Source organism: Pseudomonas sp. FBCC-B1667, from assembly GCF_059133255.1.
In genome coordinates this window covers 3,796,131-3,808,539 of record NZ_CP101437.1, presented here as the reverse complement: position 1 = coordinate 3,808,539, position 12,409 = coordinate 3,796,131, and the positions used below count along the sequence as shown (strand labels likewise).

Below are 12,409 nucleotides of genomic sequence, written 5' to 3'. Positions count from 1 at the left end.
TAAACTGCGCCCAAGCCTGCGAGGAGTTTCCATGACCGCTATAACCATTACCGACGCCGCCCACGATTACCTGGCTGACCTGCTCTCCAAGCAGAACACCCCGGGCATCGGCATCCGCGTCTTTATCACCCAGCCTGGCACCCAGTACGCCGAAACCTGCATTGCCTACTGCAAGCCGGGCGAAGAAAAACCAGAAGACACGGCGTTGGGGCTTAAAAGCTTCACCGCTTACATCGACTCGTTCAGCGAAGCGTTCCTGGACGACGCGGTAGTCGACTACGCCACCGACCGCATGGGCGGCCAGCTCACCATCAAGGCGCCAAACGCCAAAGTACCGATGGTCAACGCCGACAGCCCGGTCAACGAGCGCATCAACTATTACCTGCAAACCGAGATCAACCCGGGGCTGGCGAGCCACGGTGGTCAGGTCAGCCTGATCGATGTGGTCGAAGACGGCATCGCCGTGCTGAAGTTCGGTGGTGGTTGCCAGGGCTGCGGCCAGGCCGACGTGACCCTGAAGGAAGGCATTGAGCGCACGTTGCTCGAGCGCATTCCGGAGCTCAAGGGCGTACGTGACGTGACTGACCACACGCAGAAAGAAAACGCCTACTACTGAGTAAGGTGTTCACTGCGACTTAAAAAACGGCGCCCCGTGAGCGCCGTTTTTTTATGGGTGAAATTCACCGGGGCCCTATGGGCGATAGAGATGCGCATGCCCCGCACGATACAGCGACGACTCACTAAAGTGATCACTCCCCAACACCCGTCCCACCAGAATCAACGCCGTGCGGCGAAACCCCTTGGTTTCAACCTTCCCGGCAATATCCTCTATCGTCCCCACCACCCAATCCTGATCTGGCCACGTCGCCCGGTGAATCACCGCAATCGGGCAGTTCGCGCCGTAATGTGGCAGCAGTTCAGCGAGGATTTTCTCCAGATGATTCACACCTAAATGAATCGCCATGGTCGCCCCATGCTGCGCCAGGCTACCCAGTTCTTCACCCGCCGGCATGGCGGTCTTATCGGCGTAGCGGGTCAAAATCACGCTCTGTGAAATGTCCGGCAAGGTCAGTTCAGCCCCCAAAAGCGCTGCACACGCCGCCGTCGCCGTGACTCCTGGAATGATTTCAAACGGAATATCCAACTCGCGCAGGTAGCGAATCTGCTCGCCAATCGCGCCATACAGACTCGGATCACCCGAATGCACCCGCGCCACATCCTGCCCGTTGGCGTGGGCGTTTTTGATCAGTTCGATGATCTGTTCCAGGTGCAATTCGGCGCTATTGAACACCTGCTCGGCGTGATGGCCATCCAGCACGGCCGCGGGCACGAGGGAGCCGGCATAGATGATCACCGGGCAACTGCGAATCAACCGCTGGCCTTTGACTGTGATCAGTTCCGGGTCGCCGGGACCTGCGCCAATGAAGAAGACAGTCATGGTCGTTCCTGTGAAAAAAGGGGCTGGGCAACGCTTCAGATGAAGATTGCTCATGATCGAAAGCACGATTATCGGGGATTTTACGCAGCGCCGGCCAACGCCAGGGTCGCTTGCGCATATTTTTGTCGGGGAATCAGCAGCTTTGCCGGTGCCTGAGTCAGTTGTTCGGCGAGTGCCAGGGCGGCACTTTCCGCTATGCCGTAGCAGCCGGTGCGCTCGAACGCGATGTCGGAACGATGGCTGAGGCGGGTGTGATACCCGGCCAATTGTTCACTGCTGAAGAACATCAACGGCAGGCTGAGCTGTTCCGCGAGTTCGATCAGGCCAGGTTCGTCGCGCTTCAGGTCAATGCTGGCGAGTGCCTTTATCTCGTGAAGCCCGATCTGATGAGCCTGTAGCGCTTGATCAAGCAATGCCCGCAGCGTGCTGGCGGGGCAGCCTCGCTGGCAGCCCAGGCCGACCACTAACGTCGGCACTGTGCTGGCATCGGTCATGCGTGATATTGGTCGTCGCTTTTGCGGCGGAACAACCAGGCGCTGATCAGGCCCAGGGCCAGCCAGAACGCGACGTTGGTCAACTGCGAAGCGATTTTGAATTGAGTTTCCAAGGCGTGCGGCGCGAGCATCGAATGCACTTCCGGTTGTGGCGCGCCAATCACGTGCGGGACGGCCAGAATGGCAACACCCAGCACTTTCATCATCCAGTGACGGCTGAACACGATCAGGGCGATGCCGGCAGCGGTGGACGCGGCAGTACCGATCCACCAGATCTGCCGTTGCGCCAAATCCGCCGCCGCAGTGCCCGGCAGTTCCGGTGGCAGGCCCAGGGTCGGCGCCAGTACGAACGTCGCATAACCGGCCAGACCCCAGAGCAGCCCCTGAGAGGTTTTGGTCGGTGCGCGCAGGGTGTAGAGGCCCGCGAGCATCAGGGCAAAACCAACCGCCACCACCAGATTCCCGCCAGTGGTCGACAGCACGCGCTGCCAGCCATCTTGCGGTTCCCAGGCTTCCGCGTCGTGGGTGTGCGCGGCCATGGCGCCGTCGGCGTGTTCATGGGGTTGAACCGCTGTCGGCTCGGATTTCTCGTACGTTTCCGCCTGAAGAATCAGCGGTGCGACCCAGAAACTTTGCAGCAGGGTCAGCAGCAGGGCGGCCAGGAGCCCTGTAAACCCTGCGGTTTGCGCAATGCGCTTGATCATGTTGTCAGCTCTCAATGGCACGGGAACGCGGAGCTGTGACGGGTGTCGTGAGCGGCGTTGTGCACGGCTTCGATGTGCGAGAAACCGGCGAAATACACCAGGCACGCGCCCAGGATCGACGCGCAGAGGGCGGCGGTCAGGCGTTGAGTCAGGGTAGAAGTGGTGCTGGTGGTTGTGTGGCCGGTGCTACTGATAATCGACATGGCGCATCCCTCTGGTCTGTCAGCGGGTGAATAGGGCGCATGGAAACCCCTGCGAACCGGGCACGCAGACGTTTAAACAGCGCCCGCCCACCGCGGGTTTGTTGTTCAGTGGCCGTAACGGTCACTTTGTGTTGCGGGCCGGTCTCCGGGCTCACGAGGGGCGCTGGCTTTCGCCTTGACCTGCAAGCATCACCTTCCCATGCCGAACTGCTGGCACAGTGGATTTGATGCTTCGCTCGCTTACCGTTGCGGGGGCAGCACCGGACTGACATGGCTTTGAGTAAAGCACATGAATCACCGGTTTCCCGTTTCACCCTGTGAAGGGCACCCGTAACAAGATGCGTAGGAGAGCATGGGCGGGGGATTCGCGTCAATTGGCAAAGGTTCTCAACTTGGAACCGAGGTGGTTCCTTCACGAGCAAGCCCGCACACATTCGACCGCATGCCTCTGAAGGAACTCGGTCAAGTGTGGGAGCGGGCTTGCTCGCGAAGGGCGCGCCGCCAATGTCATGTGAACATTGACCCGCCCCAGCGCGATGCGTAGCCTTGCGCTTTCGAGGTTCTTCGGCGTTTGCCGAAGCTAAGAAGGGAACGCGGTCAATGCCGCGGCTGCCCCCGCAACTGTGAACGGTTCAGTTTCTGCCATGCCACTGCATGCGCCAGCCATGGCGCGAGCGGGAAGGCGCAGCAACCGCCAGTCAAACGACTGGCCAGCCGTCAGCCAGGAGACCTGCCTCGACACAGATTCTGACTTTCAACCGGGCGGGGTGATCCGGTGGCGAAATCTTCCGTGCAGCGTGTGCTGCGGCGGTTGTCGTCCCGTATGCCCGCCACCTTGCCAAAGGGCATCCGATGAAAACACTGGCCAAACTCCCCGTCACCATCGTTACCGGCTTCCTCGGCTCGGGCAAAACCACTTTGCTGCGGCACATGCTCGACAACGCACAGGGCCGTCGCATTGCAGTGATCGTCAACGAGTTCGGCGAGCTGGGCATCGACGGCGAAATCCTCAAGCAGTGCTCCATCGGCTGCACTGAAGAAGAAGCCAACGGTCGCGTCTACGAACTGGCCAACGGCTGCCTGTGCTGCACCGTCCAGGAAGAATTCTTTCCGGTGATGCGCGAATTGGTCGCCCGTCGCGGTGATCTCGACCACATTCTTATCGAAACCTCGGGCCTGGCCCTGCCCAAGCCGCTGGTACAGGCTTTCCAATGGCCAGAAATCCGCAGCGCCTGCACCGTCGATGCGGTGATCACCGTCGTCGACAGCCCGGCCGTGGCCGCCGGCACCTTCGCCGCGTTCCCGGATCAAGTGGATGCCCAGCGCAAACTCGACCCGAACCTGGACCACGAATCGCCGCTGCACGAACTGTTCGCCGACCAACTGGCCAGCGCCGACCTGGTGATCCTCAACAAGGCCGACCTGATCAGCCCTGAAAACCTGGCCCGCGTGCGCCTCGAAGTCGCCGAAGAACTGCCGCCAGCGGTGAAAGTCATCGAAGCCAGCAGCGGTCGCGTGCCACTGGACGTGTTGATCGGCCTTGGCGCCGGCTCCGAAGAACACATCGACAGCCGTCACAGCCATCACGATCATCACCATGACGGCGAAGACGATCACGACCACGATGCGTTCGACTCGATCTCCATCGAGCTGCCGCAAGCCGACGAAAGCCTGCTGATGGATGCGCTGACCCAACTGGTGGTCAAACACGGCATCCTGCGCGTCAAAGGTTTCGCCGCGATCCCGAACAAGCCGATGCGTTTGCTGATCCAGGGCGTGGGCACGCGTTTCGACAAACACTTCGATCGTCAGTGGGGCGCCGAGGAAGCGCGCACCACACGCCTGGTGCTGATCGGCCAGGAATTGGACGCTGTGCAACTCGAAGCGCAATTGCGCGCCGCGCTTAGCGTTTAAGCCATGCACCTGCTCAGGACCCAGCCCGGCGGCTTCGTGTCGGATGACAACATCGCCGACCTCGGACAAACCCCCGCCGAGCTGGTGATCCTGTGCAGCGGCGACTCCAGCCTGGCGCTGCTCGCCGAAGCCGCGCAGCAACTGCCCGACGATTACCCGAGCGTACGCCTGGCCAACCCGATGCAGGTGCAGAATCACGCCTCGGTCGATGTGTATGTCGACGAAGTACTGCGCCACGCCAAGGTGATTCTGATCTCGCTGCACGGCGGGATTGCCTATTGGCGTTATGGCGTCGAGCGTTTGGTGCAATTGTCCGAGCGGGGCGTGCAGCTGATTCTGGTGCCGGGCGATGATCGTCCGGATCCGGAACTCAGCGACCTCAGTACCGTCGAGGCCTGCGACCGTGATCGGCTCTGGCAGTTTTTGCGACAGGGCGGCATGGGCAATGCCCTGGATTTCTTCCGCTGCCTCGCCACTCGTTGGCTGGGTCGCGATTACGCCTGGGCCGAGCCGCAAGTGCTGCCGCGCACCGCGATTTATCACCCGCACAAAAGTCCCGCTGAGCTGAGCGATTGGCAAGCCGACTGGCAAGCCGATCAACCGGTGGCGGCGGTGCTGTTTTACCGCTCGCATTTGCAAGCGGCGAATACCGATTTCATTGATGTGTTCTGCCAGCGGTTGCAAGCCGCCGGGTTGAACCCTTTGCCAATAGCCGTGGCCAGTTTGAAAGAACCCGGCTGCCTGACGGTGGTCGAGGATTGGCTGGATGACGTCGAGGCGGGGGTGATTCTGAACACCACCGGTTTCGCCCAGTCCAGCCCCGAAGCCCCGCACCTGCGACCGTTTCGCCGCAACATTCCGGTGATCCAGGCGATTTGCGCTCAGGACAACGAGCCCGGGTGGCGTGCCAGCGAGCAGGGCCTTGGCCCGCGTGATCTGGCGATGCACATCGCGTTGCCGGAGCTGGACGGTCGGATTATCAGCCGCCCAATCAGTTTCAAGGATCTGGCGTGGCGCAGCGAGCGCAGTCAGTCGGACGTGGTGTGCTATCGACCGCAACCGGAACGCATGGATTTCGTCGCCGAACTGGCGCGGCGCTGGATCGATCTGGCGCGGGTGCCGAACAGCGAAAAACGCATCGCCCTGATCCTTGCCAACTACCCGACCCGCGATGGACGGATCGGCAATGGTGTCGGCCTCGACACGCCGGCCGCAGCGTTGAACATTCTGCGTGCGCTGCATCAGGAAGGTTATCCGTTGCCGGCCGAGTTGCCGGACAGCGGCACCGCATTGATCCGGCAATTGCTTGGCGGCGTCAGCAACGACCTCGATACCCTTGACCAGCGACCATGTCATCAAAGCCTCGCGCTCGACGACTACAACCGCCTGTTCGACGCCTTGCCCGAGGCCAATCGCCAGGCCGTGCTGGAACGCTGGGGCACACCCGAAAACGATCCGATGTACCGTGGCGAACGGATGATGATTGCGGGGCTGCGCTTCGGCCTGACCTTCGTCGGCATTCAACCGGCGCGCGGCTATCAGGTCGACCCGAGCGCGGTGTATCACGATCCGGATCTGGTGCCGCCTCACGGCTATCTGGCGTTCTACTTCTGGCTGCGCAACACCTACGGTGCCCACGGCGTGATTCACGTCGGCAAGCACGGCAACCTCGAATGGCTGCCAGGCAAAGGTGTCGGGTTGTCGGAAAACTGCTGGCCGGATGCATTGCTGGGGCCGCTGCCGAACATCTATCCATTTATCGTCAACGATCCGGGCGAGGGCGCTCAGGCCAAGCGTCGCACCCAAGCGGTGATCATCGATCACCTGATGCCGCCGCTGACCCGCGCTGAAACCTACGGTCCGCTGCGCAACCTCGAACTGCTGGCCGACGAATATTACGAAGCACAACTGCTCGATCCACGTCGTGCCCGGGAGTTGCAGCGCGACATCCTGCAACTGGTGCGCGATACGCACATTGATCGCGAACTGCAACTGGACGAAAAACTCGACAGTGATGCCGATGCGGCGATCTGGTTGCCACGCTTGGACACCTACCTGTGCGATTTGAAGGAGTCGCAAATTCGCGACGGCCTGCACATCTTCGGCGAATCACCGACCGGGCGGTTGCGCATTGACACCTTGCTGGCCTTGCTGCGGATTCCACGTGGCGATGGCCGTGGCGCGCAATCGAGCTTGCTGCGGGCGTTGGCGAAAGCGTTTGAGCTGGGGTTTGATCCGCTGGATTGTGGATTGGCCGAGCCTTGGGAAGGGCCGCGCCCCATTGAACTGCAAACCCTCACCGATGAAGCTTGGCGCACGGCAGGTGATACCCGTGAACGCCTCGAGTTGTTTGCCGCTCGACTCATCACCCAAACGCTGGATGCTGAACCCGATCCCTGTAGGAGTGAGCCTGCTCGCGATGCGGTTCACCCTCCACCATTGATGTCGATTGACCCACCGCTATCGCGAGCAGGCTCACTCGTACAAGAGGCGGTTTGGTCTGAAGTGGACGACATCCTCGACAGCCTGCGTGAAGTGGTCGCACCACGGCTCGACGCTTGCGGTCCCGCAGAAATGCGCGGCCTGCTTGACGCCTTGAATGGCCGCTTCGTCCCCGCCGGTCCGAGCGGCGCACCCAGTCGCGGCCGCCTGGACGTGCTGCCGACCGGGCGCAACTTCTATTCGGTGGATGTGCGCAACCTGCCCACCACCACCGCGTGGCGTATCGGCTTCCAGTCAGCCAACCTGATCCTCGAACGACACCTGCAAGACCACGGCGATCACCTGCGCCAGCTCGGCCTGTCCGTCTGGGGCACCGCGACCATGCGCACCGGCGGCGACGATATCGCTCAAGCCATGGCGCTGATGGGCGTGCGTCCGGTCTGGGCCACGGGCAGCCAGCGGGTCGACGATTTCGAAATTCTGCCGCTGAGCCTGCTCGACCGTCCACGCGTGGACGTGACCTTGCGTGTCTCCGGGTTCTTCCGCGATGCGTTCGCCAACCTGATCCGCCTGTTCGACGCCGCGGTGCAAGCGGTCGCGGCACTGGATGAACCCGACGACCTCAACCCCTTGGCCGCCAAAGTGCGCGCCGAGCGTGAAGCGTTGATGCAATCGGGCCTGGATGAGGACGCCGCGAACCGCCAGGCTGGTTGGCGAATCTTTGGTGCCAAGCCCGGTGCGTATGGCGCCGGCGTCCAGGGCGCCATCGACGGGCGCCTGTGGCAAAGCCGTGACGACCTGGCCGAGGTTTACCTGAATTGGGGCGGCTATGCTTACGGGGGTTCCGACGAAGGCACAGCGGCCCGCGAACAATTCGCCCAGCGCTTGAGCCAGGTGCAAGCGGTGCTGCAAAACCAGGATAACCGCGAACACGACTTGCTCGATTCCAACGATTACTACCAGTTCCAGGGTGGCATGCTTGCTGCCGTGGAAAGCCTCAGCGGTGAAACAGCGGCCAGTTACCACGGCGATCACAGTCAGCCGGATTTGCCCAAGATCCGTACCTTGAAGGAAGAGCTGAACCGGGTAATCCGCTCCCGAGCGGCAAATCCAAAGTGGATCGACGGGGTCAAGCGTCACGGCTACAAAGGCGCGTTTGAACTGGCGGCGACGGTTGATAATCTGTTTGCCTTCGACGCCACGACGCAACTGATTGACGATCACCAGTACGCGTTGCTGGCCGACGCTTATTTGCTTGATCCGGCGACGCGCGAGTTCGTTCGCGAGCACAATCCGCACGCCTTGCGCGACATGACCGAACGGATGCTGGAGGCGCAGCAGCGGGGGATGTGGAAGGAGCCGGGCGAGTACCGCGAGGCGCTGGAAAACCTGCTGCTGGATATAGAAGAAGACAGTTGATGCACCGCAAATCCCACAGGTACAAGGTTCACCTGCCACCGACCATGACCGAGTATTGAAGATGACCGACACCTCGCATTTCCCTTTATCCGCCGTGGTCGGCGCCGACGATTTGAAGCTCGCCCTGTACCTGACCGCCATCGATCCGAAAATCGGCGGCGTGCTGATCGAAGGCCCGCGCGGCATGGCCAAATCCACTTTGGCCCGGGGCCTCGCGGACCTCTTGGCCAGCGGGCAATTTGTCACCTTGCCCCTGGGAGCCACCGAAGAGCGACTGGTCGGCACGCTCGACCTCGACGCCGCACTAAGCGACGGCCGCGCGCAATTCTCTCCCGGTGTATTGGCCAAGGCGGACGGTGGCGTGCTCTACGTCGATGAAGTCAACCTGTTGCCCGATCACCTTGTCGACCTGTTGCTTGATGTCGCCGCCAGCGGCATCAACCTGATCGAACGCGACGGTATCTCCCATCGGCATTCGGCGAAGTTTGTGCTGATCGGCACCATGAACCCGGAAGAGGGCGAACTGCGTCCGCAACTGCTTGACCGCTTCGGCCTGAACGTCGCGCTCAGCGGTCACACAGCACCGGCTGAACGGGGCCAGATCATCCGTCGGCGGCTGGATTTCGACAGCGATCCGCAACACTTTTGCGCGCAATGGGAACACCAGCAGCAGTCGCTGCGCGAACAATGCGAGAAGGCCCGTAGCCTCCTGGCAAGCATTCCACTCGACGATCAAGCGTTGGCGCTGATTACCGAGCGTTGTTTTGCCGCCGGTGTCGACGGCTTGCGCGCTGACCTGGTGTGGTTGCGCGCCGCTCGCGCCCACGCCGCATGGCGCGGAGCAAACGCGATCGCCGAAACCGATATCGACGCCGTCGCCGAGTTCGCTTTGCGCCATCGTCGTCGTGAGCAATCACCGCCGGCACCGCAAAACAGTCAGGCGCCATCGCCGCAACATTCCGCCCCGAGCGAAGGCCAGGGTCAATGGGGTGAAATGCCCGCCCAGGCGCTGCCGGTTGGCGCCCGTCGTGAAGTGCCGAGCTGGCCAAAAAAGCCCTAGGCATTCGCCCTCGATCTGACGCGGGGGCGAATGCCAGACCCCGCTCAGGACGGCTGGACAACGGCAAACAGGGCAAACGCCATGCCGCACGCAGCGGCTCGATCAACTGGCCCGGCACCCTGCTCAATGGCCGGCCACGTCAGCGCAGCGATGTGTTGTTTCAGCTGCGCACTCGAAGCGCCCATGAGTTATGGCTGGTGATTGTCGATGCCTCGGCCTCGACGCGGCGTCATCGGGCATTAAGCGATGCCAAGGGTTTGCTCGCGCAGCTATTCGACGATGCCTACCGCCAGCGTGCGCGGCTAGCATTGTTGACGGCCAGCGGCAATGTGCCGAAATGGCAGGTGCAAGGCTTGAAAGCATCGTCTGGATTGCGCAACTGGCTCGATGGCTTGGGGGCGGGCGGTGGTACGCCGTTGTTGGCGGCGCTGGGTGAGGCGGGGCATTGGTTGACGACTCGACAGAAGCGCTTTCCGGCGGAGCAGCAGCGTGTGTTGCTGCTGACCGACGGGCGATTGAAGGAGTGGTCATTATTGCCAACGCTGGAATGCCCCGGCCTGCTGATTGATATCGAGCGCGGGCCAATCCGGTTGGGGCGGGCGAGACAGATGGCGGCGGAGTTACAAGCGGATTATCGGCACATTGATGAGCTGATTCCTGGCTGAATTATTGGTTTCGTACTCGCCCCATCGCGAGAAGGCGACTCGGTCTGTATTTATTGACCCATCGCCTGGCGGTACTGCCGCGTACGCCGGCCACTGTACAACCGGTCAAGAATCAACGCCCACACCGCCGACACCTGCGGGCGAGGCTTGCGTCCGCGACTCAATCGATGCAGCTGGAACTTCACCACCGCCATACTCGCCAGCGCGGCCAAAGGCTTGCGTTTCCACAGAATCGGCGGCAGTTGCGGATGGCTGTTGCGACCTTCGCGCCAGTGTTTGACCAATTGCGGTTCAACCGCCAGCGCCGTGCCGATACCGGCCATGGCAATGCCGCTGTCGAGCACCTGTTCGACGATGGCCAGGCGCCGAATGCCGCCCGTTACCATCACCGGCAAATTCGCCACGCTGGCGAGCTCGCCGGCCATTTCCAGAAAGTAGGCTTCGCGAGCCAAAGTGCGTCCATCACGGGCTTCGCCTTGCATGGCCGGGGCTTCGTAGCTGCCGCCGGAGAGTTCGAGCAGGTCGATGTGTTGCTCGTTGAGCCACAGAATCACTTGGCGGGCATCGTCGGCGTCAAAACCGCCCCTCTGGAAGTCAGCAGAGTTGAGTTTCACCGCCACGCAACACTGCGGCGAGACGGCGCGGCGAACGGCGCTGACCACTTCCAGCAGCAAACGCGCGCGATTCTCCAGTGTTCCGCCCCAACCGTCAGTGCGGCGATTGGTCAACGGCGAGAGGAATTGGCTGATCAGGTAACCGTGGGCCGCATGAATCTGCACACCGGTGAAACCGGCCTTTTCGGCGATGGCTGCGCTGGTGGCGAAGCGTGCGATCACTTCGGCGATATCGGCCTCGGACATCGGCTTAGGCTCGGCAAACATTTTCGAAAACGCCCCCAGGTCCAGCGCCACAGCCGACGGTGCCAAGGCTTGTTGACCAAGGTTGGCCATGGTCTGGCGGCCGGGATGATTGAGCTGCATCCAGAACTGCGCACCACCGGATCGGCCGATAGTCGCCCACTGACGAAAGCGTTCCAGATTGCGCTCATCCTCCAGCACCACGCCGCCGGGCCCGGTCATGGCGCGCCGGTCGATCATCACATTGCCGGTCAGCAACAGGCCCGCTTCGCCCTCGGCCCAAGACTGATACAGCTGAAACAATGCGCCTGACGGTGCTTGCCCGGTGTCCGCAAGATTTTCTTCCATGGCGGCTTTGGCAATACGATTGCCGACGGTCTGGCCGTTGGGCAGATTTAACGCATGGAAGGGCGACATGCTTGACTCCTCGTCAGTAAAGAGCAGAGGCTAAGCTTAAAGTTAACTTTAATGTCAAGCAGGCAAATGAGGCCGGAATGAAGATTGGTGAATTGGCGCAGTTGAGCGGGTTGAATGCATCGCGTATTCGCTTTTACGAGTCTCAGGGGTTGATTCGTCAGGTCGAGCGTTCGGCCAATGGCTACCGGCGCTATCCCGCGCAAGTCCTGCAAACATTGATGATCATTCAGTGCGCGCAGCAGGCCGGGTTCAGCCTCGAAGAGCTCAAGCAGTTGTTACCGGACACGGTGACGGGCGAGTTCAAGCACGAAGCGTTACTGGCGGGGTTGGTGCGCAAGGTCGAGCAGATCGAAGTCATGCAACTTCACCTGGCGCAGAGCAAGGCGAAGTTGCTGGGGGTGATTGAAGGCATCCAGGCACGGCCCGAAGGGATGGCCTGCGAAGCGAATGCCGAGCGAGTAATGGCATCGCTCAAGCATCAGTTCTGATCGATGCACGAATCACCGAATGCCTGATAGCGCAGGACGTGAGTGGCGCCCATTGTGTCGACGTAGGTCATCTCCCGTGGACCGATGCCGCAATAATCGCCGCTGGTGATGTTGACGACCTTGGCAATGTTCAGCGATTTCGAATAGCGGTAGTCCTCGACGTTCGAGGTGCTGGCGGTGGCGACAGACGCGGCGGATGCGGTGCCGCTCAGGGCAATCAGAAACAGCGCGGACAGGAAACTTTTCATGGCAGGGCTCTCGTGGTGGCTACTGAGCGATTTCAGTGGCAGTACGACGAGCCCCGCCAA

General features: G+C 61.5%; 12 protein-coding genes and 2 riboswitches. Of the genes, 6 read left to right on the top strand and 6 right to left on the bottom strand.

The window, feature by feature from the left end:
* Nucleotides 1-31: 31 nt before the first annotated feature.
* Entirely contained in the window at nt 32-616 is a 585-nt protein-coding gene (gene nfuA / locus NL116_RS17490) for a Fe-S biogenesis protein NfuA (RefSeq protein ID WP_007946504.1), read from the top strand.
* 75 nt (nt 617-691) lie between these two features.
* On the opposite strand, the gene cobM is transcribed toward nfuA, so the two are convergent.
* The 4 genes from cobM to NL116_RS17470 form a co-directional block, all read right to left on the bottom strand.
* The gene (gene cobM, locus NL116_RS17485) at nt 692-1,438 is read right to left on the bottom strand and encodes a precorrin-4 C(11)-methyltransferase (protein WP_494373277.1); all 747 of its coding nucleotides are present in this window, start codon (nt 1,436-1,438) and stop codon (nt 692-694) included.
* 80 nt (nt 1,439-1,518) lie between these two features.
* Entirely contained in the window at nt 1,519-1,932 is a 414-nt protein-coding gene (locus tag NL116_RS17480; RefSeq protein ID WP_494373276.1) for a cobalamin biosynthesis protein, read from the bottom strand.
* Nucleotides 1,929-2,636, bottom strand: a complete 708-nt coding sequence (locus NL116_RS17475; protein ID WP_494373275.1) for a CbtA family protein — start codon at nt 2,634-2,636, stop codon at nt 1,929-1,931. The genes NL116_RS17480 and NL116_RS17475 overlap by 4 nt, the downstream gene beginning before the upstream one ends.
* 11 nt (nt 2,637-2,647) lie before the next feature.
* Nucleotides 2,648-2,839, bottom strand: coding sequence for a CbtB domain-containing protein (locus tag NL116_RS17470; RefSeq protein ID WP_494373274.1), 192 nt, complete (start codon nt 2,837-2,839; stop codon nt 2,648-2,650).
* Nucleotides 2,840-2,958: 119 nt separating this feature from the next.
* Nucleotides 2,959-3,186, bottom strand: a riboswitch (cobalamin riboswitch).
* 193 nt (nt 3,187-3,379) lie between these two features.
* Nucleotides 3,380-3,591: riboswitch (cobalamin riboswitch) on the top strand.
* 100 nt (nt 3,592-3,691) lie between these two features.
* On the opposite strand from NL116_RS17470, the gene cobW reads away from it, so the two are divergent.
* The 4 genes from cobW (at nt 3,692) to NL116_RS17450 (ending at nt 10,339) form a co-directional block, all read left to right on the top strand.
* Complete coding sequence (gene cobW, locus NL116_RS17465) at nt 3,692-4,753, top strand: cobalamin biosynthesis protein CobW (RefSeq protein ID WP_494373273.1); 1,062 nt, start codon at nt 3,692-3,694, stop codon at nt 4,751-4,753.
* 3 nt (nt 4,754-4,756) lie between these two features.
* Nucleotides 4,757-8,614 (top strand): cobaltochelatase subunit CobN, encoded by a 3,858-nt coding sequence (gene cobN / locus NL116_RS17460; protein ID WP_494373272.1) that lies wholly within the window; start codon nt 4,757-4,759, stop codon nt 8,612-8,614.
* A gap of 61 nt (nt 8,615-8,675) precedes the next feature.
* Complete coding sequence (locus tag NL116_RS17455) at nt 8,676-9,674, top strand: magnesium chelatase ATPase subunit I (RefSeq protein ID WP_494373271.1); 999 nt, start codon at nt 8,676-8,678, stop codon at nt 9,672-9,674.
* A 119-nt stretch (nt 9,675-9,793) separates the two neighbouring features.
* A complete protein-coding gene (locus NL116_RS17450) occupies nt 9,794-10,339 on the top strand; it encodes a vWA domain-containing protein (RefSeq protein WP_494378083.1) in 546 nt (181 codons plus the stop codon).
* Nucleotides 10,340-10,389: 50 nt separating this feature from the next.
* Here NL116_RS17450 and NL116_RS17445 read toward each other — a convergent pair whose 3' ends face one another.
* A complete protein-coding gene (locus NL116_RS17445; protein WP_494373270.1) occupies nt 10,390-11,613 on the bottom strand; it encodes an NADH:flavin oxidoreductase/NADH oxidase family protein in 1,224 nt (407 codons plus the stop codon).
* A 77-nt stretch (nt 11,614-11,690) separates the two neighbouring features.
* On the opposite strand from NL116_RS17445, the gene NL116_RS17440 reads away from it, so the two are divergent.
* On the top strand, nt 11,691-12,101 hold the full coding sequence (locus NL116_RS17440; RefSeq protein ID WP_494373269.1) for a MerR family transcriptional regulator: 411 nt from the start codon (nt 11,691-11,693) through the stop codon (nt 12,099-12,101).
* On the opposite strand, the gene NL116_RS17435 is transcribed toward NL116_RS17440, so the two are convergent.
* On the bottom strand, nt 12,092-12,349 hold the full coding sequence (locus NL116_RS17435) for a DUF2790 domain-containing protein (RefSeq protein WP_494373268.1): 258 nt from the start codon (nt 12,347-12,349) through the stop codon (nt 12,092-12,094). The two genes, NL116_RS17440 and NL116_RS17435, sit on opposite strands and share 10 nt — an antisense overlap.
* Nucleotides 12,350-12,409: the final 60 nt, after the last annotated feature.